This is a genomic window from Cutibacterium sp. 37298 (assembly GCF_023838685.1).
GTDB lineage: Bacteria > Actinomycetota > Actinomycetes > Propionibacteriales > Propionibacteriaceae > Cutibacterium > Cutibacterium acnes.
This window is the reverse complement of record NZ_JAJNRJ010000002.1, coordinates 169675-188981: the sequence shown is the minus strand read 5'-3', so window position 1 is coordinate 188981 and position 19307 is coordinate 169675. Positions and strand designations below refer to the sequence as shown.

At 58.5% G+C, this 19307-nt stretch carries 22 protein-coding genes and 2 pseudogenes; 5 read left to right on the top strand and 19 right to left on the bottom strand.

Features of this window, described 5'->3' with window-relative positions; translation table 11 throughout:
- The first annotated feature begins 96 nt into the window (after positions 1 to 96).
- Entirely contained in the window at positions 97 to 1500 is a 1404-nt protein-coding gene (gene lpdA, locus LRP59_RS05365) for a dihydrolipoyl dehydrogenase (RefSeq protein ID WP_002521561.1), read from the top strand.
- Between the two features lie 94 nt (positions 1501 to 1594).
- Here the strand turns inward: lpdA and LRP59_RS05360 are convergent, their stop codons facing one another.
- Both LRP59_RS05360 and LRP59_RS12110 read right to left on the bottom strand, forming a co-directional pair.
- The gene (locus LRP59_RS05360) at positions 1595 to 2509 is read right to left on the bottom strand and encodes a cation diffusion facilitator family transporter (protein ID WP_002513480.1); all 915 of its coding nucleotides are present in this window, start codon (positions 2507 to 2509) and stop codon (positions 1595 to 1597) included.
- Complete coding sequence (locus tag LRP59_RS12110) at positions 2503 to 2868, bottom strand: helix-turn-helix transcriptional regulator (protein ID WP_306472544.1); 366 nt, start codon at positions 2866 to 2868, stop codon at positions 2503 to 2505. The genes LRP59_RS05360 and LRP59_RS12110 overlap by 7 nt, the downstream gene beginning before the upstream one ends.
- Here LRP59_RS12110 and LRP59_RS12105 point away from each other — a divergent pair.
- Complete coding sequence (locus tag LRP59_RS12105) at positions 2770 to 2982, top strand: hypothetical protein (RefSeq protein WP_002532076.1); 213 nt, start codon at positions 2770 to 2772, stop codon at positions 2980 to 2982. The genes LRP59_RS12110 and LRP59_RS12105 overlap by 99 nt on opposite strands.
- 155 nt (positions 2983 to 3137) lie before the next feature.
- On the opposite strand, the pseudogene LRP59_RS05340 reads toward LRP59_RS12105, so the two are convergent.
- The 5 genes and pseudogenes from LRP59_RS05340 to LRP59_RS05320 all read right to left on the bottom strand — a co-directional run bounded on the left by LRP59_RS05340 (position 3138) and on the right by LRP59_RS05320 (position 7501).
- A pseudogene (locus LRP59_RS05340) lies at positions 3138 to 3870 on the bottom strand (hypothetical protein).
- A gap of 164 nt (positions 3871 to 4034) precedes the next feature.
- On the bottom strand, positions 4035 to 4838 hold the full coding sequence (camp4, locus tag LRP59_RS05335; RefSeq protein WP_002513477.1) for a CAMP factor pore-forming toxin 4: 804 nt from the start codon (positions 4836 to 4838) through the stop codon (positions 4035 to 4037).
- Positions 4839 to 5338: 500 nt separating this feature from the next.
- Complete coding sequence (arfB, locus tag LRP59_RS05330) at positions 5339 to 5767, bottom strand: alternative ribosome rescue aminoacyl-tRNA hydrolase ArfB (protein ID WP_002513475.1); 429 nt, start codon at positions 5765 to 5767, stop codon at positions 5339 to 5341.
- Between the two features lie 190 nt (positions 5768 to 5957).
- Entirely contained in the window at positions 5958 to 7154 is a 1197-nt protein-coding gene (locus LRP59_RS05325; RefSeq protein WP_002513474.1) for an MFS transporter, read from the bottom strand.
- Between the two features lie 2 nt (positions 7155 to 7156).
- Positions 7157 to 7501, bottom strand: a complete 345-nt coding sequence (locus LRP59_RS05320; RefSeq protein WP_014604421.1) for a MarR family winged helix-turn-helix transcriptional regulator — start codon at positions 7499 to 7501, stop codon at positions 7157 to 7159.
- 259 nt (positions 7502 to 7760) lie between these two features.
- On the opposite strand from LRP59_RS05320, the pseudogene LRP59_RS05315 reads away from it, so the two are divergent.
- From LRP59_RS05315 to LRP59_RS05305, 3 genes and pseudogenes are all read left to right on the top strand, one after another.
- Positions 7761 to 7977 (top strand): annotated as a pseudogene (locus tag LRP59_RS05315) (hypothetical protein).
- Positions 7978 to 7979: 2 nt separating this feature from the next.
- Complete coding sequence (locus tag LRP59_RS12000) at positions 7980 to 8816, top strand: uracil-DNA glycosylase (protein ID WP_148378374.1); 837 nt, start codon at positions 7980 to 7982, stop codon at positions 8814 to 8816.
- Positions 8817 to 8978: 162 nt separating this feature from the next.
- The gene (locus tag LRP59_RS05305; RefSeq protein WP_002513471.1) at positions 8979 to 9644 is read left to right on the top strand and encodes a cob(I)yrinic acid a,c-diamide adenosyltransferase; all 666 of its coding nucleotides are present in this window, start codon (positions 8979 to 8981) and stop codon (positions 9642 to 9644) included.
- On the opposite strand, the gene LRP59_RS05300 is transcribed toward LRP59_RS05305, so the two are convergent.
- From LRP59_RS05300 to LRP59_RS05245, 12 genes are all read right to left on the bottom strand, one after another.
- On the bottom strand, positions 9645 to 10157 hold the full coding sequence (locus LRP59_RS05300; RefSeq protein ID WP_002521555.1) for a DUF2550 domain-containing protein: 513 nt from the start codon (positions 10155 to 10157) through the stop codon (positions 9645 to 9647).
- Positions 10158 to 10271: 114 nt separating this feature from the next.
- Positions 10272 to 10712, bottom strand: a complete 441-nt coding sequence (locus tag LRP59_RS05295) for a F0F1 ATP synthase subunit epsilon (RefSeq protein WP_002513469.1) — start codon at positions 10710 to 10712, stop codon at positions 10272 to 10274.
- 5 nt (positions 10713 to 10717) lie between these two features.
- Positions 10718 to 12172, bottom strand: a complete 1455-nt coding sequence (gene atpD / locus LRP59_RS05290) for a F0F1 ATP synthase subunit beta (protein WP_002513468.1) — start codon at positions 12170 to 12172, stop codon at positions 10718 to 10720.
- Between the two features lie 11 nt (positions 12173 to 12183).
- Positions 12184 to 13128 carry a F0F1 ATP synthase subunit gamma gene (locus LRP59_RS05285; protein ID WP_002513467.1) on the bottom strand — a complete coding sequence of 315 codons (945 nt, stop codon included), beginning with the start codon at positions 13126 to 13128 and terminating at the stop codon, positions 12184 to 12186.
- Between the two features lie 3 nt (positions 13129 to 13131).
- Positions 13132 to 14769 carry a F0F1 ATP synthase subunit alpha gene (gene atpA, locus LRP59_RS05280; protein WP_002513466.1) on the bottom strand — a complete coding sequence of 546 codons (1638 nt, stop codon included), beginning with the start codon at positions 14767 to 14769 and terminating at the stop codon, positions 13132 to 13134.
- Between the two features lie 53 nt (positions 14770 to 14822).
- Positions 14823 to 15614, bottom strand: coding sequence for a F0F1 ATP synthase subunit delta (locus tag LRP59_RS05275; RefSeq protein ID WP_002513465.1), 792 nt, complete (start codon positions 15612 to 15614; stop codon positions 14823 to 14825).
- Complete coding sequence (locus LRP59_RS05270; protein ID WP_002513464.1) at positions 15611 to 16165, bottom strand: F0F1 ATP synthase subunit B; 555 nt, start codon at positions 16163 to 16165, stop codon at positions 15611 to 15613. Before LRP59_RS05270 ends, LRP59_RS05275 begins: the two co-directional genes overlap by 4 nt.
- Before the next feature lie 10 nt (positions 16166 to 16175).
- The gene (gene atpE, locus LRP59_RS05265; RefSeq protein ID WP_002513463.1) at positions 16176 to 16397 is read right to left on the bottom strand and encodes an ATP synthase F0 subunit C; all 222 of its coding nucleotides are present in this window, start codon (positions 16395 to 16397) and stop codon (positions 16176 to 16178) included.
- Between the two features lie 89 nt (positions 16398 to 16486).
- Positions 16487 to 17263 carry a F0F1 ATP synthase subunit A gene (gene atpB / locus LRP59_RS05260; protein ID WP_002513462.1) on the bottom strand — a complete coding sequence of 259 codons (777 nt, stop codon included), beginning with the start codon at positions 17261 to 17263 and terminating at the stop codon, positions 16487 to 16489.
- Entirely contained in the window at positions 17260 to 17538 is a 279-nt protein-coding gene (locus tag LRP59_RS05255; RefSeq protein WP_002513461.1) for an AtpZ/AtpI family protein, read from the bottom strand. The genes atpB and LRP59_RS05255 overlap by 4 nt, the downstream gene beginning before the upstream one ends.
- A 14-nt stretch (positions 17539 to 17552) precedes the next feature.
- Positions 17553 to 18038 carry a hypothetical protein gene (locus LRP59_RS05250; protein ID WP_002532067.1) on the bottom strand — a complete coding sequence of 162 codons (486 nt, stop codon included), beginning with the start codon at positions 18036 to 18038 and terminating at the stop codon, positions 17553 to 17555.
- A 159-nt stretch (positions 18039 to 18197) separates the two neighbouring features.
- Positions 18198 to 19301 (bottom strand): MraY family glycosyltransferase, encoded by a 1104-nt coding sequence (locus LRP59_RS05245; RefSeq protein ID WP_002513459.1) that lies wholly within the window; start codon positions 19299 to 19301, stop codon positions 18198 to 18200.
- Positions 19302 to 19307 lie beyond the last annotated feature (6 nt).

Sequence of the window (19307 nt, the reverse complement as noted above, 5' to 3'; positions counted from 1 at the left end):
GTTCCTCCCCTCGGGAAGAACGGGTCGAGCAAGCCAGTCGAGATCTCTTCAGTGAGATCTTCGTCACAGACCGATGTTCCCACTAGAGTGTTACCTATGAGCTCACATTTTGACGTCGTTGTCCTTGGAGCCGGCCCCGGTGGCTATGTTGCCGCCATTCGTGCCGCCCAGCTCGGTAAGAAGACCGCCATCATCGAGAAGGAGTATTGGGGTGGTGTTTGCCTCAATGTTGGTTGCATCCCCACCAAGTCACTTTTGCGCAACGCAGAACTAGCCCACATCGTCACCAAGGAGGCCAAGACCTTCGGTATTGGCGGGGACATCACCGTCGACTTCGGCAAAGCCTTCAGTCGTTCCCGCGAAGTGTCTGCCCGCATGGTCAAGGGCATCCACTTCCTCATGAAGAAGAACAAAATCACCGAGTTCAACGGCTGGGGGGAGTTCACCGGCCCCAAGGCCATCTCTGTTAAAGACTCTGACGGCAAGGTGACCGACGAGATCACTTTCGACAACGCGATCATCGCAGTCGGTTCGGTCGTCAAGACTCTGCCAGGCACCCAGCTCTCCGGTCGGGTCGTCACTTACAAGGAACAGATCCTTTCCGACACCGTCCCTGGATCCATCGTCATCGCCGGTTCTGGAGCCATCGGTACTGAGTTCGCCTATGTGCTGGCTAATTACGGCTGTGACGTGACCATCGTTGAATTTCTCGATCGTATGGTCCCGAACGAGGACAAGGAGGTCTCGGCCGAGCTGGCTAAGGCCTACAAGAAACTCGGCATTAAGGTGCTGACTTCCACTAAGGTCGATTCCATCGACGACTCCGGTGACAAGGTCAAGGTCACCATCTCGCCGTCGAAGGGTGGGGAGTCCAAGGTCATTGAAGCCGACCGCGTTTTGCAAGCCGTCGGATTCGCTCCGCGGGTTGAGGGCTACGGCCTGGAGAAGACCGGCGTGAAGCTCACCGAGCGTGGCGCCATCGAGATCGACGACTTTATGCGCACCAACGTTGACGGCATCTACGCCATTGGCGACTGTACCGCCAAGCTCATGCTGGCCCATACCGCCGAGGCTCAAGGCGTCGTCGCCGCCGAGACAATTGCTGGGGCACAGACCATGCCCATCAACTACGACATGATTCCGCGCGCTACCTACTGTCAGCCGCAGGTTGGTTCTTTCGGTTACTCGGAGGACCAGGCCCGGGAAAAGGGCTACGACGTCAAGGTGTCCAAATTCCCGTTCGCCGCCAATGGCAAGGCGTGGGGTCTGGGCGATGGCACCGGCTTCGTGAAGATCGTCGCCGACGCCCGTCACGGCGAGCTTCTCGGTGCCTCGCTAGTCGGCCATGACGTCTCCGAGTTGCTCCCCGAACTAACCTTGGCACAGCTGTGGGACATCACCGCTGAGGAGATCGGCCGCAACATCCACGCGCACCCGTCGCTGTCGGAAGCTCTCAAGGATGCTGCGGAAGGCGTCGAGGGACACATGATCAACTTCTGATCTTTCCGTGACATGATTTCTGTGACATGTGTTGAAGCTCAGTAATCATGCAACGATCATGGGGTCCTAGCCTCCGAGCTGGGACCCCTTCGCGTCACATCGTTTGGTTCTCGGTGCCGGCGTACCGGGGCGGTTCTAGCTGTAGCGTCGAATGATCGAGGTCGAAGTGGCCCGACAAGCACTGCTGGATCTGCGCCAAGAGGATCGGAGCATGTCCGTCTGCGAAGCAGGAGTCCTCGACGACGATATGGGCGCTGAGCGCTGGTAGATCGCTCGATACCGTCCACGCGTGGAGATCATGAACCGATCTCACATGGTCAAGGTCCATAAGATGGTGTCGCACCTCATCAAGGTCGAGGGAGGCGGGCGCAACCTCCATCAGTATCCGCCCCGTCTGGCTAAGGAGGGACCACGCAGCGCGGAGCATAAGACCACAGATAATAAGGGAGGCAATGGCATCCGCACGGGTCCATCCGGTCATCACAATGACCAGGCCCGCCACCAAGGTGCCGATGAACCCGAATAGGTCAGTGAGAATATGTTGGTAGGCACCTTCGACGTTGAGGCTACGGCGATTGGCTCGTGCCACCAGCCAAGCAACCGCGACGTTGACGACAACGCCGACAGCGGCGATGACCATAACCAGCCCTCCGCCGACGGCAGGGGGAGTGACCAGGCGTCGAACAGCCTCGATTCCGACGAGGATGGCGACCACGAGCAGCGTGACGCCATTGACCGCCGCCGACATAATCTCGGCTCGCTTCCATCCCCACGTCCACGATCCCTGCGGACGGCGCCGAGTGAGTCTCGCAGCCCACAGGGCAATAGCGATGGCACCAATGTCCGACAGCATGTGGCCAGCGTCGGAGAGCAGCGCCAGCGACCCGGAGATGACAGCTGTGATGATCTCCGTGATCATTAAAGCCGCCAGGAGTGTAAGCGCAGCAACGAGGTATCGGGAGTCCGCGTCCGAGGGTAGAGAATGATCATGCCTGTGATTGCTCAACATTCTGCCCTCACTGCGTCGTCATTGCCGCCGATTTGGTCATCGCTAGGTTCGTCACGGCACTCAACATCGGGCATGCCGCATAGCTCAGCGCACTCCCCGCCGTCTCTTATCAGAATGTCAGCCAGCAGCATCAAACGACGAATCTGTTGTGGATGCGCCAACGTGTAATACATCGCCCGGCCATGAGCGTGACTTGCCAACAGGCTGGCGTCTCGCAGCGTGGCGACGTGGGAAGAAACCGTCGACTGAGCCAGCCCTAGGTGAGCGACCAGATCAGTGACGCGGTGTTCACCACGAAACAGGTGCTGGACGATGACGAGCCGGTGAGGGTCCCCGAGACTTTTGAAGACGGCCGCCAGACGGGTGAGGTCACCGAGTTTGACATCGGGTTCATCGACAGTATCAATTGCCATATGGCGATGATATCGCTAAATGGCGATATCATCATACCCGCGTGCCAACTTCTACCGTGACTATCGATCCCGGTCACGACTTCGCCTCATCACACGACTCTGCGTCACGCAGAGGAGGGACCACAACGAGACCCGGGGCAGACCTCCACCCGCGCCCTCCGCTCGCAGAGGCGCTCAAGGACGCGGTAGAAGGCGTCGAGGGACAAGATCACCCCTCATATAGACTCGCGCTGTGCCACCGGCGGTCGGGCGCGGACTGGTAGAGCCAGGAATTCCTTCGGGTGGCGCGCGCCAAGCTTTCACAATGAGCAACATGAACGGAGCGCCGAGATTCGTCTCGATGAGAGAATCGATAACAAGCGGGCGCCATGTCAACGGCCTGATACCCGAGATCATCAGCACTGCCTCCCAGGTGAACTGGATGCCGATGCCGATTATCAAGGCCGAGCGAATCGAATAGCGCTCATCAGGGTGACGCAAGTTGTGCATCGCAAGCCATCCGTACCCAACGAGCACGAAAGCGACCATGATGCCGTGGTAACTGCTGACATGACGCGCAATCTGCACACTATGGAACATTCCACCGAACCCCTGACTGGCCAAAGCGCTGGTCAGCCACCCAGCGGGGAAAAGGATCGACCACTCCCAACGGTTCCCGGGCTCGTCGAACCATAGCCACATCCACGCCATATTCGTAATGCCGTAGCTGAATGACAGCCAGATTTCCAGTGGCAGGACACTCATGCCAACGACGGTACGCGTTCCAAGCAGAGCGTAGAAGAAGCCGTAATCGACGACGAGGTAGGCGACGCCACCGAGCAATCCGACGACGAGGGCAGCATGGCGCCGTGTTCGCGCCAGTATGCAGAGGAAAGCCAGTAGCAGGATTGCGTCAATCCAGATGTACAGAACGTTGAAGGATCGCCTAACCAAGTAGTCATTCACCACGCATCACTGACCCTCGAATGTCAAGTTGCACCTCACCAATGTATCCCGATCACCACCGAAGACGTTCGCCCACACTAGGCACGGATTGAGAGTGAACAAGGCCGGCCACAGGAGGAATCCTCCTGCAGCCGGCCTCTGCGAAGATGTCCGAAGTTACGAGACGATCACTTCTTCGCCTTGTCGGGGGCGTTTAGAGCGGTCTGATAGGCGGCACGAAGCTGATCGACGGCGGTGTCAACCTGAGCCACCGTGGACTTCGCGTTGGCACGGACTTTGTCGGCCTTGCTGATTTCCTTGTTCAGAGTGTCAACGACAGCCTGATCCTTCTTGCCAACGATGTTCTTGTTGCGCCCGACGCGGACCTCGTGGATCGTCTTGCGCAGCGTCTGCTTGTAGGCGATAGTCGCAGTGTCGTCCTTGCTGAGATCGGGGTAGGCGGAAACCTTGTCGATACGAGCCTTGAGAGCCTTGATCTCGTCTTGAACCTGGGCGACGGAGCTCGCCGGATTAATAGCGACGATCGACGCCTTGGCAATCTCAAGACCAAGCTCAACGTGAGCTTTCTTGACCTTGTGCTGCAATGTGGTGTTGCCGGTCTTGATCGCATCGGCAGCGTCGATGGCGAGGTGGATGCGGGGCACGATGGTGGCCGGGTCATAGGCCGGAACGCCACCGTGAGCGATCGTGTCGATGGCGCCACTGAGGTCCAGAGCGGTCTTGATGAGATCCTCGATCTGGTCAGCGTACTGCGACCCTGGAATCGCTTTCTGGGTCTCTTGGAGCATGTTGATGCGCGAGTTAAGCGCAGAACGCTCAGCCTTGATCTGATCGGTGGTCAGCGCCGTCTTGTTCATGGTCGAAACGGCAACGGGGGCAGGAGCACTAGCCTGTGCAGCCGTGGCGGGCAGTGCCGTGGGCAAAATCAGTGCGCCAGCAACGAGCGGGGTTACGAGGTATGACTTCTTCACGATGAACCTCCAATCGCAGGGTAGAAGCTCGGTACTCGAGGCATCTAATAGTCTAACAGAAACCTGTACGAACTCGGGTAATCAAGGATGATATCGTCTCGCCTTTCAATTAAACCAGCCTAAAGTGTTCGCCGATCTGCATATGAGCATCACTCTGCGTGAACGATCGTCGAACAACCAGGGACGATAAACCCAGTTGGGCACGGTGAGACGCGTGATGCCGTCCGGGTACGCATCACAGATCCTAAGCTGGACGAGCTCTTGAGCAGAAACAATCGCCATGAGTCAACAAGGCACCCTCCAAGACCTGCACATTCTTGCGCCTGCCATGACCCAGGTTGATGACAAGGCTGGTGGGAAGTCTCGCCAGCTAGCTTGGTTGACCGATAAGGAACATTATGTCAATTTACAGAAAGCGACACCGCGCGGTTCACCCTGAGCTTTCCCTCGCACTGCCCCCTCCACAATGGGCATATTGCACCGCCAGGGACAAAGCCTCGTCACCACGTCGGACGTTGACGATTCCTCTTGAGCTCACCGCGCCGTTTCTTAGCATCCAAACGGCGGCGCTGGGATCCGCGAGTACGTCTGGTGGCGCGACGTCGCCGCGGCTGGATGCATGCCGTTTGCAACAGTCCGACGAGACGAGCGCGAGCTAACTTGCGATTCGCAAGCTGAGACCGCTCATCATGAACGACAACCGTCAACACACCGTCTACGAGTCGATTTTTCAATACCGACATGATTACCGGGCGTAAACGATCCGGGACGGCACCAGAACGAGCGACGTCAAACATCAGTTCCACTCTGGAATCGGTCGTGTTAACCCCTTGCCCACCAGGACCAGAGCTGTGTGAAAATCTCTCTCGCAAATCTGTCTCAGCGATGACGAACCCAGGCACAACCTCAATGTCACCTACCTTCGCCATCTCTCCCCCTCTGATCCAGGCCTGGCATTCAGCTATTCAACATGAGAGGTGTCACGGACTTCCAGTCCACTATCCGATCAGTCACCGTCGAATGGGGTTGAAAGGTCCGGGGCACCTTTTGCGCATCGCGCCTGGGCTGTGTTCATCTGCCGATCAAACCGACAAGGCCCGATCCACGCCATTGAGGAGATCACTCCAAAGCAACACTGTGCGCGGTCATTCGCATACGACGTTGACGGTCAATCCACAACAAGATGATCGTCAAGACGAGGGCGACGGCACCAACGTAATACGGGCCTCCGATCCCCCACATCGAGCTCAAGGCACCAGCCAAGGTCGGAGCACACGCGCCACCGAGGAACCGAACACCGGAATAGGCCGAAGAGGCCACCTCGCGCTGAATGTCACTGGCCGACATCACGATCTCGGTCATAGCGGTGTTAATGATCCCGATTAACAAGCCACCAAAAATGACCCCGATCACCTGTGGGATCGGGGAGATCCAGGTGGCAAGGACAATCTCGTCGATGGTAAACAGGGTCAAGGTCACCGCAACCGTTCGACGAATTCCCACATGCTCACAACCGCGGGGACCAAGCCATACCGATCCAAGCGCCACCATCAAGCCCCAACCAAAGAACACTAGGCCGAGATCCAAGGGTGTGAACCGACCACCGGCCCGGATGGAGGCCTCAGCGACTGGGAAAGGCGCGTACGCCAACAGGGTGAAGTAGCCATAGTTGTAGACCAACGCTGCCAACATGAGGATCGACACCCGCGAATCGACAAGGGCACGGAATGGTTCGGCTACCGAGCGGCGTGCAGATCGCTTGATCGGTGTAGGCGGGACGAACAAGACGATGGCGATCAGGCCGATAGCCATGAGAACGGCCGTGCCGAGGAAAGGGCCACGCCACGAGATCGATCCGAGGGCTCCGCCGACGAGCGGCCCGAGAGCCATACCAGCTCCCAAGGCACCCTCGTAGAGCATGATCGCCCGCCTGGGGTCGGCGGATGCTCCTAACACCGTGGCCAAAGCAGTCGAGACGAACAGGGCGTTGCCTACTCCCCAACCGCCGCGGAATCCAATGATGAAATCGACATGCCCGGATAACGCGCACGCCGCCGCGAAGGTCGCGATAACAGCCAAGCCGACGAGCAGGGTCTTCTTGCGCCCAATGCGAGTGGCAACCCAGGAAGCAAAAAACATCAACGCTGCAGACACGAAGAGATAGGTACTGAACAGTAGCTCGGTCTGACCTGGGCTGGCCTTCAGGGCCGAAGAGATCTCGGGAAGAATCGGGTCGACCACCCCAACCCCCATGTAGGAGAACGCCACCGCAATGGTGACCGCCCACACAGCCGGTCTGACAGGCTCTTTGCTCATCGTCAATTCCTCGTCGTCCTCTCGTCATTCTCGGACAGCACTTCGACAGCCCGGCGCAAGGCGGGCAAAACTCTCATCAGCAGACCCCGGTCCCTATCGCTCAACGTGTTTAGCACCGGCACGACGGACTCCCCCACCGACAGTTCGCAGTTGCGGCAGTACTCACGCCCGGCATCCGTAATCTCAACGAGACGACTGCGGGCATCATGGGGATCACGTTGTCGCGCTACTAACCCATCCCGTTCAAGCCTCTCAACGATGTCTGTCGTCGTTGTGGGTCTGGTTCCCTCGACGCGACTCAAGGTTCCGGTGCTGATCGTGCCCATCACCTCAAGAGTGTGCAGCACCCGCCACGTCACGGAAGAAGGCGGTATACCAGCACGCCGCTTCGCTAACCGCTGGATTCGTCCACAGGTGAGGACGAGATCCGCCGCCAGCGCAGCCTCAGGCGGACCAGAGTGCTGGGGAATGGGGTGTCCTGAGCTCACAGACAGGGAGGATACTCCGGTTTCCGTAATAATTCATCCGCCGACACGACTGCCGAATTCCAATAGCATGAATGCGCACGAGCATGACGTCTACAGCATCAGCATCGAGGGCCTATGAGTGAGCCGATTACCAGAGTCCGCCAGCACGGAGGGACAGACGACCGCCGTCACTACCATTGAGCTGGCCCTCTACCTCGTCGTAACCAACGCTCATCTCTGTCACCAACGCCTTAATGATGGCAATCCTCGTCGTCACAGCTGTGATGAGCTGACACCACCACATAAAACATTTCGACCAAGACCGCACCCAGCACGACCGCATCATCGAGAAGTAGCTATGACACCACTCCCCCATCCACGTATCGCCACCCTGTTCGAGTCACCGGTAGCCCCTGGCAGCGGATGGCCACGAGATCCTGCATCACCGGACACCCCCGTCGCCAAAAGCGCCGAGGATGCAGCGAGAATCGCTGCATCCTGCAGCGAATTTGAGGATCTCGACGCCGCTATTTCGGTGTGCCGCGCGTGCCCGCGCCTTGTCAAGTGGCGCGAGGACATAGCGGTCACTAAGCGCGCTCAATGGCGTGATGAACCTTATTGGGGGCGACCCGTACCGTCATTCGGCGATCCATCCGCTCGCATGGTGATCATCGGCCTAGCTCCCGCCGCACACGGAGCTAACCGCACAGGACGAATGTTCACCGGTGACCAGTCCGGGGACTGGCTTTACCGCGCTTTATATGACGCCGACATTGCCTCACAGGCACAGAGCATTGACGCTGCGGATGGTCTCACCCTTCACGACTGTCGCATCATCGCCCCGGTACACTGCGCACCACCAGACAACTGGCCTCGACCCGACGAGAAGCGCACTTGCGCCATCTGGTTTGATGATGAGCTAGCGCGTTTAGCCGCCCTGCGTGCACTGATGTGCCTAGGGCAGATTGCCTGGACCTCAACCCTGGCAGCCGCCCGTCGTCTTGGATGGCAGGTCCCGCGCCCTGCACCCCGCTTTGGTCACGGCACCCGCACTCAAGTCGTCCGACCCGACGGGTCCATCATCGTCGTACTGGGGTGTTACCACGTCAGTCGTCAGAACACAAACACCGGACGGCTCACTCGCAGCATGCTTGACGACGCCGTCAACACGCTCCGGAATCTGGCCACTACCTGAGGAACACCTCCATGAGTGCAGGCGCAACACCGTCACCAGATTCGGCAGCTTCATCGACACTCAGGGAAACTGTATCCATCTCGGCAAGGATGGCGGGACAGTGTAAACAATCCCGCTCACCGTTCGTCTTCCGAGCATTGGCAACGACCGTAGGCTGGGATCATGGTCATTCTTTCCAAGATCTACACCCGTACCGGCGATCATGGCTCTACGCGCTTGGTCGATAATTCTGTGACAGCAAAATCAGATCTCCGCGTTGAGGCTTACGGCCTCATCGATCAGGCCAACGCCAGCATCGGCCTAGCGATTGCTCTCGACACCACGACGAAGGTTCTCTCGAGAGAGGTTCGAGAAGCTCTCAGCATCATCCAGAACGAGCTATTCGACGTCGGAGCAGATCTAGCCAATCCACTTGTTGCTAACCCAGAATGGCAACCACTGCGAACTGTCCAGGAGAGCGTCGATCGGCTAGAGCGCTGGTGCGATGAATTCGGCGATCAGTTGCCAACTCTCAGGTCTTTCATTCTTCCTGGTGGCAACCCCGTGGGTGCTCAACTTCATGTCTGCCGTACTGCTATCCGCACGGCTGAGCGCGCTGCGTGGCGAGCTGCCGAGGTCTACGGAACCGAGACATCGAATGATCCAGAAACCACACCTGGCGGGGTTAATGAGCTCGCAATCACCTACCTTAATCGCCTTTCCGATTTGCTATTTATCCTGTCTCGAGCCGCAAATAAAGCTGGCGAAGACTCCTCCGATGAGGTGCTGTGGGTTCCTGGCGGGAAACGCAACCCGAGCACGCAGATGACCAACGACGGCCAGGAATAATCACACGAGATGCCCTTCGGTGGCGTATTCCACGCCACCAGGGGGTGCGGCCTCCAGCCACGACATCAGCCCAGTAACAACCCGAGGGTCGACAACGATCTGGCACACCGAGGACCGGCCTCTATGCCCAGTTTCAAGAGTAACAATCTCGTAGGCGTTAGAGGCTAAGGCCAAGGCGTCCTCCACGACTGGTGGGTGGTGCTCCCTCATGACCAGACCGCCCCGCCTCAACACGATCGTTGGGACGTGGCGAGGGTCGATAGCTCGGTACCATTCGAAGGCCCCATCAGCGTAACGAGCGCTCCCAATCATCCAGCCGCCCGGCTTAGGGCCACCCATCACGCGAAGACCGCATAAAAAAGCACCGCGTCTACGCATGAGAACACGGTGCCTAATAAGAAGCCACATCATGTAGAGAACGGCACAACACACAATGAGACCAACAATGACAGCGTCCATCGCCAAGGTCGACAACATCTGGGTAGACCCGAACTGAGCGATGGACACGTGCATGTTCCAACGTTATTCGGCGCACTTCTGGCAGTCTACGAAGACTAGCCTAACTTCTCGCTGACAGCGAGTATGAGTCGTTGCAGCGGCCACTACAACGACCCACGGCTACTTGTCTCAGGAACGTTGCTTTCCGGCTAGTCGAGCGGCAGCGATCTGGGCCTGGGCCAGATGTAGACGATGAGTAACGTCCTGCACGACCTCAGGGTCTTGCTCGGAACGCTCATGCTCGTTCAGCTTCTTTCGCAGGCTATCGCGATCACGCCGCGCCTGGTCAACCGAGATCTCCTCAGACCGGGTGGCGTACTGGGTGATGATCGAGACCTGTCCGTCATTATCCAGAGCCACGAAGCCACCGTCGCAAGCGATGACCTCACGGTTACCGTCCGTAGTGATGATCTGGGCCGCGCACGGCGCGAGGGCCGCAAGAAAGGCCTCATGGCCGGGGAGCAGACCGATATCACCCTCGGTAGTCCGAACAATGATATTGACCGACTCCCCCTTCCACACCTCACGATCGGCGCTAACGACCTTGACTTGAAGCGGCGGGTGGCCCATAGGACTCAGCCCTCCTTCTTCATCTTGTCCCAGTTCTCCATCACCATGTCCATGCTGCCAACGTTGAAGAAGGCCTGCTCGGGAATGTGGTCAACGTCGCCACGGCAGATCATCTGGAATCCCTCAACAGTGTCGGCGATCGGAACCGTCGATCCAACGACGCCAGTGAATTTCTCGGCAGTGTACGTGTTCTGGGACAGGAACTGCTGGATGCGGCGGGCCCTCGCCACAGTGACCTTGTCCTCTTCGCTCAGCTCATCCACGCCGAGAATAGCAATGATGTCCTGAAGCTCCTTGTTGCGCTGCAGAATCTGTTTGACCTGAGTAGCGGTATCGTAATGCTCCTGGCCTACGTACAGCGGGTCGAGGATACGAGAGGTCGACGTCAGCGGATCCACGGCCGGGTACAGGCCACGAGAGGCAATCTCACGAGAAAGCTCCGTGGTGGCATCCAGGTGGGCGAAGGTCGTCGCCGGAGCCGGGTCGGTGTAATCGTCAGCGGGGACGTAGACGGCCTGCATCGAGGTGATGGAGTGACCACGGGTCGAGGTGATTCGCTCCTGCAATTGGCCCATCTCGTCGGCCAAGTTGGGCTGGTAGCCCACCGCCGAGGGCATACGACCTAGCAGGGTTGAAACCTCAGAACCAGCCTGGGAGAACCGGAAGATGTTGTCGATGAACAACAGCACGTCCTGGTTCTGAACATCGCGGAAGTACTCAGCCATCGTCAGACCGGTCAAAGCGATGCGCAAACGCGTGCCCGGGGGCTCGTCCATCTGGCCGAATACCAGGGCGGTGTCTTTGAGCACACCGGCCTCGTCCATCTCGTTGATGAGGTCGTTACCCTCGCGGGTACGCTCACCGACACCGGCGAAAACCGAAGTACCGCCGAAGTTGTGCGCGATACGGTAAATCATCTCCTGAATGAGCACCGTCTTACCCACACCAGCGCCGCCAAAGAGGCCAATCTTGCCGCCCTTGACGTAAGGAGTCAGCAAGTCAAGGACCTTAATACCGGTCTCCAGCATCTCGGTCTCGGGCTCAAGGTCATCGAAGGCCGGGGGATCCCGGTGGATCGGCCAACGCTCAGTCACCTCGATTATGGAGGGATCGGCGTTAAGAACGTCACCTGTCACATTCCAGACGTGACCCTTAGTGACGTCACCCACTGGCACGCTAATCGGGGCACCGGTGTCGCGCACCTCAGTGCCCCGGCGCATACCGTCAGTCGGTTTGAGGGAGATGGCTCGCACGACATTCTCACCAATGTGCAAGGCCACCTCGAGGGTGATGGTATGAGTCTCTCCCATCACCTCGGTATCGACGTGCAGGGCGTTGAGAATCTCCGGCAGCTGACCGGCCGGAAACTCGACGTCGACGACGGGGCCGATAACGCGGACGACTCGCCCAACGCCGACCACCTCGTCCTTCGTCTCGGGGGTAATTGTTGTCGCAGTCATGGTGTTCTCTCTCACTCCTGTGGGGCAGACTCGGCAAGGGCAGCGGCGCCACCCACGATCTCGGTGATTTCCTGGGTGATGGCGGCCTGACGAGCCTGGTTGGCCTGCCGGGTCAGCGTCTGGATGAGCTGCTCGGCATTGTCGGTAGCGGCCTTCATAGCACGCTGACGGCTAGCCAATTCCGAGGCCGCCGATTGTAGCAAGGCGTAGTGGACGCGGTTGGCGACGTACAGCGGTAGCAACTCATCAAGCACACTCACTGGATCAGGCTCAAAGCGGTACTCGTGAAAGATCTCCTCAGCGTTGGCTCCAACGCCAGGGTCACCTTCAGCAAGTTGACCTTCTGGAGTGTCCTGCGGGTCGACGACGGCCAACGGCAGCAGACGAATCACCTTCGGGGTCTGGGTCAGCATCGACTCAAACTCGGTATAAACCATATGGATCTCATCGACACCGCCCTCCTCAGTCGGTCGCAGAAAATCCTCAATAAGATGGTCTGCGATATCCTTGGCATCCCGGTAGCTCGGCGAATCAGAAAAGCCGCTCCACAAATGATCGACCTTGCGTCCTCGGAATTCAAAGTACTGCACTGCCTTGCGCCCACACAGGTACGTGGCGATCTCCTGTTTCGACTGGAGGGCGGTCGTTAACTCCTCAGCGGTCCGGATCACATTCGACGAGTAGGCGCCAGCCAGGCCACGATCCGAGGTAATAACCAGCACTGCAGATCGCTTTGGGTCTGGATTCATCGAGGTCAGCGGATGTTCCTCGTGAGTGTGGGCGGCTACTGCCGAAAGCGCACGAGTCAGCTCCAGCGAGTACGGACCCGCTGCTTTAACGGTGTTTTGCGCTTTGATAATTCGCGATGAGGCAATCAACTCCATCGCGCGAGTAATCTTCTTCGTCGTTGCGACGGAGTTCCGCCTCTCCCGCAGTTCACGCAGGTTCGACGCCACGGCTCAGCCCTTCTTCGCGCGAACGATCTTGGCCTGGGCGATGTCCTCATCAGCCATCGGAGAGAACTCTTCATGACCAGCCAGCATTTTTCCATCAGAGGTCTTGAATCCCTTCTTGACCTCTTCAAAAGCAGCAGCAGCCGTATCTTTCGCCTCATCGTCGAACTTGCCGGTTTCCCGGATCGTCGTGAGCACATTGCTGTGACTACGCAAGTGCTCAAGAACGTCACCCTCGAACCGCAGCACATCGCCGACCGGGACATCGTCGAACTTGCCGGTGGTGCCACCCCACACGCTAATAACCTGCTCCTCTACCGGGTAGGGCGAGAATTGGCCCTGCTTAAGTAGCTCCATAAGGCGAGCGCCACGATCCAGCTGGCGACGGGACGTGTCATCCAAGTCGGAGGCAAACATCGCAAAGGCCTGCATATCGCGGTACTGGGCCAGAGAGATCTTCAAGGTGCCAGCAACCGACTTCATTGCCTTAATCTGGGCAGCACCACCGACTCGCGAAACCGAGATACCGACGTCGACGGCCGGACGCTGGTTGGCGTTGAACAGATCCGACTGGAGGAAGATCTGACCATCGGTAATAGAGATGACGTTCGTCGGAATGAAGGCCGAGACGTCGTTGGCCTTGGTCTCGATGATCGGCAAACCGGTCATCGAACCGCCACCCAAGTCGTCGGACAGCTTCGCGCAACGCTCCAGCAGGCGGGAGTGTAGGTAAAAGACATCACCGGGGTAAGCCTCACGGCCCGGAGGACGACGCAGCAGCAGCGACATAGCTCGGTAGGCCTCGGCCTGCTTGGTCAGGTCATCGAAGATGATCAGGACGTGCTTACCCTGATACATCCAGTGCTGGCCAATAGCCGAACCGGCGTAGGGAGCGATGTACTTAAAGCCAGCAGGATCGGAGGCAGGGGCATGGACGATGGTGGTGTACTCCATCGCACCAGCCTTCTCCAGAGCACCCTTCACCTCCGCAACAGTCGAGCCCTTCTGTCCAATGGCGACGTAGATGCAGCGAACCTGCTTCTGAGGATCGCCAGATTCCCAGTTGCCCTTCTGGTTGATGATGGTGTCGATCGCAATGGCGGTCTTACCAGTCTTGCGGTCACCGATGATGAGCTGACGCTGACCACGACCAATCGGGATCATCGAGTCGATGGCTTTAAGACCAGTCTGCAACGGCTCACGGACTTCCTGACGGTCCATAACGCCGGCAGCCTGGATCTCGAGGGCACGACGTCCCTCAACATCTTTGATCTCGCCTAGACCATCAACTGGGTTACCCATCGCGTCCACGACGCGACCGAGATATCCCTCGCCAACCGGCACAGACAGCACTTCACCAGTGCCACGAACAGTCGATCCCTCATCAATACCGTCGGAATCGCCGAGCACGACCACACCGATTTGCCGCTCTTCCAGGTTAAGGGCAATGCCCATCGTCCCATTCTCGAAGCGCAGCAACTCGTTGGCCATGGCCGAGGGAAGCCCCTCGACGTGGGCGATACCGTCGCCAGATGTGACGACGGTGCCGACCTCCTCACGGACCGCCGTCTCCGGCTCGTAATTCTGGACGAAGTTGTCCAGGGCGTCGCGGATCTCCTCCGGACGTATCGTCAGTTCCGCCATTGCGTCTCCTTGTAAGCTCCCCCATCCCGCACCCGAGGTGAGGGTCACGTATGTCAGCCCAGTTCTCGTCGGGCTTGGTCCAAACGGTGGGCCACCGTCGAATCAATAACCTCGTCACCGAGGTTGATGAGCGCACCTCCGAGCACCGTCGGGTCAACAACTTCAGACAACTCGATCGGGCTGCCGGTGATCCGTTCTAGTTGCTTCACCATTTCCGCGCGCTGGGCGTCGGTCAGTGCCTTGGCGGTCGTCACGATCGCACGCCTGCGATCAGCCATCTCGGCGGCAACATGCAAGTACCCGTGGATCACCTGCTCGAAGGTGCTGTCGGAAGCCACCACAGCTCGGCGAGCCAATACGAGGGTTTCCTCGCTCACTTGGCCCCCCACCAACGTCATGAGCAACTCCTGGCGATCCGCCACCGAACGGTTGGGATCACCCAGTGCCACCTGCAGCGCAGCCTGCCCGCGTACGAGTCGGCTCACGTGGAACAACTCGTCGGCAACTGCCTCGAAGCGGTCAGCTTGCCGAGCTCCACGCAGCACAGCACGAACCCCTTGCCGCTCCAGAGCGCGAGTCAGCGCCGCCGGGGATCGCCACTTACAGGTGGTTGTCGCGTCCAGGAGTTCCTTGCAATCGGGCGAAACCTTCGACGTGAAAACCGCGTCGATAAGCCCTTGACGAGCCTTAGCTTCAGAACCTGTGTCGGATACTGCCCGTCGTAAGCCAGATTCACGATTCAGGACGTCAACGACCGCGAAAATCTCATTAGCGAACTCGGTACCTGTACCACGTCGATCACCGACCTCGTCTAGCTGCTGTGATGCGCTCACCGCCGTCGTCATGCCCGATTCACCGTCCGCGAATTAGACGCCGAGGGCTCCTCGGCAAGCGATGAGAGGAAGCGGTCGACGGTCGCCTGGACGCGCTGGTCGTCTTGTAGGGACTCCCCCACGATCCGACTGGCCAGGGTGGTCGCAAGGCCGCCGATCTCGGCACGCACCTCGCGCACCGCCTGATCGCGCTCGGCCTGGATTTGAGCGTTGGCGCGCTCGGTGATCCGATCGGCCTCTTCCTGGGCGTTGGCACGCATCTCCGCAATAATCTGTGCTCCCTGACTCTTCGCGTCATCACGTATCTGGGCAGCCTCATCGCGCGCGCTGGCCAGCTGAGCCTGGTACTTCTCAAGAGCCGCTTTAGCCTCAGCCTGAGCCTTCTCAGCCCTCTCAATTCCACCTTGAATCGTCTCGGTGCGCTCCTCATAAAGCTTCTCGAAACGGGGAACAACCGCCTTGGCGATGAGCCACGTGAGGAGCAACACAAGGATGACTCCGACGATGATCTCGACGGGATACTCAGGAGCAAGCGGCCCAAGATCCATCTCGAGGATGTTCATACGTCCGGGCTCACTTAACGATGAAGGCGAGGACGAAGCCGAACAGCGCAAGGGCTTCAACCACAGCGAAGCCAATGAACGCCGTCGTCATCATGGCCGGACGAGCCTCAGGCTGACGAGCGGTGCCATTAATGACGGCAGCGAAGATCCACGCCACGCCGAGAGCCGGGCCGAGGGTGGCCAGACCGTAGCCGAGGGAGTTTAGCGAGCCTCCGATGAGCATGGGAACCATGGTGTGTCCTTCCGGATTGTGCCCCTTACGGGGCGTTGTCTTCGTCGCCGATCGGTTTGCCGACGAGGTTCTAGGGGGTGGACGTGCTGTCAGTGCCCCTCAGAAATCGAGGATGCTACATACTGAGCCGACAGCACGGTAAATACGTAGGCCTGCAAGAAGCCCACAAACAACTCCAGCGCAAAGAGCGCGAAACTAAGGATCATAGAAAGACCGCCAGCAGCGTTGTACATGATGTTGGACGGGTAGGTGAGGAGGAATCCGCCACCTACCACAAAGATCATGATGATGAGGTGGCCGGCAAACATGTTGGCAAACAGTCGCAGCGACAGGGTCAGCGGCCGAGTGATGAAGTTCGATAGGAACTCCAGCGGGATGATGAGCCACCACAGGTACCAGGGCACACCAGGAGGCAGCATCGAATCCTTGAGATAGCGAATTCCCTTGGTTTTAAACCCAGCGATGACGTAAACGAACCAGGACACGATCGTAAGGCCGTAAACGTACCCGGCATGGGAGAAAGTCGGGAACATGAAGACGAACAGTTCACCGAACCAGTTGTTGATGAGGATAAAGCTGAAGAGGGCAACCAGATACGGCAACCACGGCTCGAATCCATGGCCAATGGTGTCTCGCACCAGGGAGTTACGGATGAAGTTGTAGCAGTACTCGCCAAAGACCTGACGCTTGCCTGGTACAACCTTGAGGCCGCGGCTCATCCATACCCAGAAGGCGATGACAACAAGAAATGCAATGATCGCTTGCCAGAACGGCTTGTCCATCCACGCCACACCGAAGGTCCCACCGAACTTGAAGTCCTCAAGCCCTGGAGTGTGAAACTCCAGAGGAGACACGATCCCGCTCACTGACCCTCCCGGTCGTTGCTCTGGTCGGGCACGATCCCGTAGCGCTTAACAATGAGATAGACGCTCGCTGCAAAGCCGACGATCATGCCGACGACAAAAATCCACACTTGATGGAAGTGGCTTGACAGCAGCCAGCCGATGCCACCATAGAACAGCATGCCCGCTAAGACATAGCTCAAAACGCCCCAAGCGTCGCCGTCACTGGACGGCGCGGAGCTGGTACTCGTTCGCGTCATTGAGTTCGTGCTCATGTCTTTGCTGACTTTAGCAGCCATAACCCCACTAGTACTCATCGACCACCGCCATCGGCCTGACGACACTCGGTATCGGCCGGATCGTGATCTTCATAAATTCGCTGTGGCTGCCAACTAGCTAGGACCACGCCGACAGTCCAGGCCAGTGCGGACCCGATTATTGCTAATGCACATGGAAGCGGAACAAGCCCAGTGCGGTACTCGGATACCAGAGCCCCAAGGCCGCCCAGAACACTAACTTGGATGACGAACAGTCCAACGCCGAGAAGCCAGGAGCCGCTCCGGTTGAGCAGATGAACGCCACGGCCGCACGCCAAAAACGCCACGGCCACGACGGTGCCAGCTAGACCACTAAAAGCTGTCGGTACGCGGGGTCGAACCATGACGGTCAGCACTAAGGTCACAAGCAGGCCGGTCACTGTAGCCCATAGCAGCCCACTGCGATAAACACGCGACACGACACGAGATATCACCGGCGCACGACGGTCAACGCAGGCATGGCTCGTGGCGAGACGTGCCATCTCATCATCCCTCCCCGTGATCATGGCCGTTGATTCTCGTGGTGAATACGCAGGGCATCTGAACTCGGCAACGCGACGCTGTGAGTCGAGTGGCGGTATACCTGCTGAGGATGTCCTCGGTGAGAAAGGTAACACATGACGCGTAACGACGTTATCATCTCAGGCCTGGGCGGCTGGGTGATGCGAATTCGCCATGGTGAGGAGGACGCACACTCCGAGTCCCGTCACCACGATTACGACCGCCCACCATGTTTGTTCCAGGCCAATAAACACAGTCCCAAAGGTGAGCACGGTGGTCCATAGATACATCAGCAAGACAGCCCGCATGTGAGAATGGCCTCGTTGCAATAAACGGTGATGAAGGTGTTGCTTGTCCGCGACGAAGAACCACGTCCCTCGCCATGTCCTCCGGATATAGCCCATGACAAGGTCCAGAAAGGGGATGGCCAGCACCATCAGCGGCACGACGATTGGCAAGTAAGCGGGGACCAATCCGCCGCCCCGTGCTGTCAGAGCCGTCGAATCGATCTGTCCGGTCAACGAGATCGTCGAGGTAGCTAGCAATAAGCCAAGTAGCAGAGCTCCGGAATCACCCATGAACATCCTCGCGGGATGCCAGTTATGAGGCAGAAAACCGAGACAGGCGCCCGCCGTCGCAGCTGTAATGAGACTGGTAGTCGTCGCAACGACAAAGTCCTGTTCGTGAGCCAGTAGGTAAGTGTATGAGAAGAAAGCCAAGGACCCGATGGCCACCACACCGGATGCCAGGCCGTCAAGTCCATCAATGAAGTTCACCGCATTGGCGCACAGCACAATGAAGAACACCGTCACCAAGATCGACGTAGGCGTCCCCAAAGCAATGATGGAATTCGGCAGCGGGATCCAAAACATTCGCACTCCACCCGTGACGACGATGCCGGCTGCTAGCACCTGGCCAGCTGCCTTGGCCAAGGCAGGAAGGTCGAGCAGGTCATCGACGACACCTACAGCGCAGATCACCACACCAGCCAGACAGATCGTCAACGCATCGTCAGCAACCAAAAGATGGCGGCCCAGGAAAGGCATATTGCGGGCCAGCAGACATGCCAATGCCACTCCCCCCAGCATGGCCACCCCGCCAAAGTAAGGAACAGGGACGGTATGGACATCCCGTGAACGCACTTTGGCGACAGCTCCCCACCTGAGGGCAGCCTGCCGACACAAGCCAGACAGCAGATAAGTTGTCAAACCCGATGTCAGCATCACCAAGAGGTATTCACGCATGACGAG

What these genes read in the sequence shown, in the direction of transcription:
- lpdA (WP_002521561.1), top strand. Translation starts at nt 97, where the DNA reads ATGAGCTCACATTTTGACGTCGTTGTCCTTGGAGCCGGCCCCGGTGGC.
- LRP59_RS05245 (WP_002513459.1), bottom strand. Translation starts at nt 19,301, where the DNA reads ATGCGTGAATACCTCTTGGTGATGCTGACATCGGGTTTGACAACTTAT.
- LRP59_RS05270 (WP_002513464.1), bottom strand. Translation starts at nt 16,165, where the DNA reads ATGAACATCCTCGAGATGGATCTTGGGCCGCTTGCTCCTGAGTATCCC.
- arfB (WP_002513475.1), bottom strand. Translation starts at nt 5,767, where the DNA reads ATGGCGAAGGTAGGTGACATTGAGGTTGTGCCTGGGTTCGTCATCGCT.
- LRP59_RS05325 (WP_002513474.1), bottom strand. Translation starts at nt 7,154, where the DNA reads ATGAGCAAAGAGCCTGTCAGACCGGCTGTGTGGGCGGTCACCATTGCG.
- atpE (WP_002513463.1), bottom strand. Translation starts at nt 16,397, where the DNA reads ATGGTTCCCATGCTCATCGGAGGCTCGCTAAACTCCCTCGGCTACGGT.
- LRP59_RS05250 (WP_002532067.1), bottom strand. Translation starts at nt 18,038, where the DNA reads ATGGCACGTCTCGCCACGAGCCATGCCTGCGTTGACCGTCGTGCGCCG.
- LRP59_RS05300 (WP_002521555.1), bottom strand. Translation starts at nt 10,157, where the DNA reads ATGCACGTGTCCATCGCTCAGTTCGGGTCTACCCAGATGTTGTCGACC.
- LRP59_RS05360 (WP_002513480.1), bottom strand. Translation starts at nt 2,509, where the DNA reads ATGTTGAGCAATCACAGGCATGATCATTCTCTACCCTCGGACGCGGAC.
- atpD (WP_002513468.1), bottom strand. Translation starts at nt 12,172, where the DNA reads ATGACTGCGACAACAATTACCCCCGAGACGAAGGACGAGGTGGTCGGC.
- LRP59_RS05305 (WP_002513471.1), top strand. Translation starts at nt 8,979, where the DNA reads ATGGTCATTCTTTCCAAGATCTACACCCGTACCGGCGATCATGGCTCT.
- LRP59_RS05275 (WP_002513465.1), bottom strand. Translation starts at nt 15,614, where the DNA reads ATGACGACGGCGGTGAGCGCATCACAGCAGCTAGACGAGGTCGGTGAT.
- LRP59_RS05255 (WP_002513461.1), bottom strand. Translation starts at nt 17,538, where the DNA reads ATGGCTGCTAAAGTCAGCAAAGACATGAGCACGAACTCAATGACGCGA.
- LRP59_RS05295 (WP_002513469.1), bottom strand. Translation starts at nt 10,712, where the DNA reads ATGGGCCACCCGCCGCTTCAAGTCAAGGTCGTTAGCGCCGATCGTGAG.
- LRP59_RS12000 (WP_148378374.1), top strand. Translation starts at nt 7,980, where the DNA reads ATGACACCACTCCCCCATCCACGTATCGCCACCCTGTTCGAGTCACCG.
- atpA (WP_002513466.1), bottom strand. Translation starts at nt 14,769, where the DNA reads ATGGCGGAACTGACGATACGTCCGGAGGAGATCCGCGACGCCCTGGAC.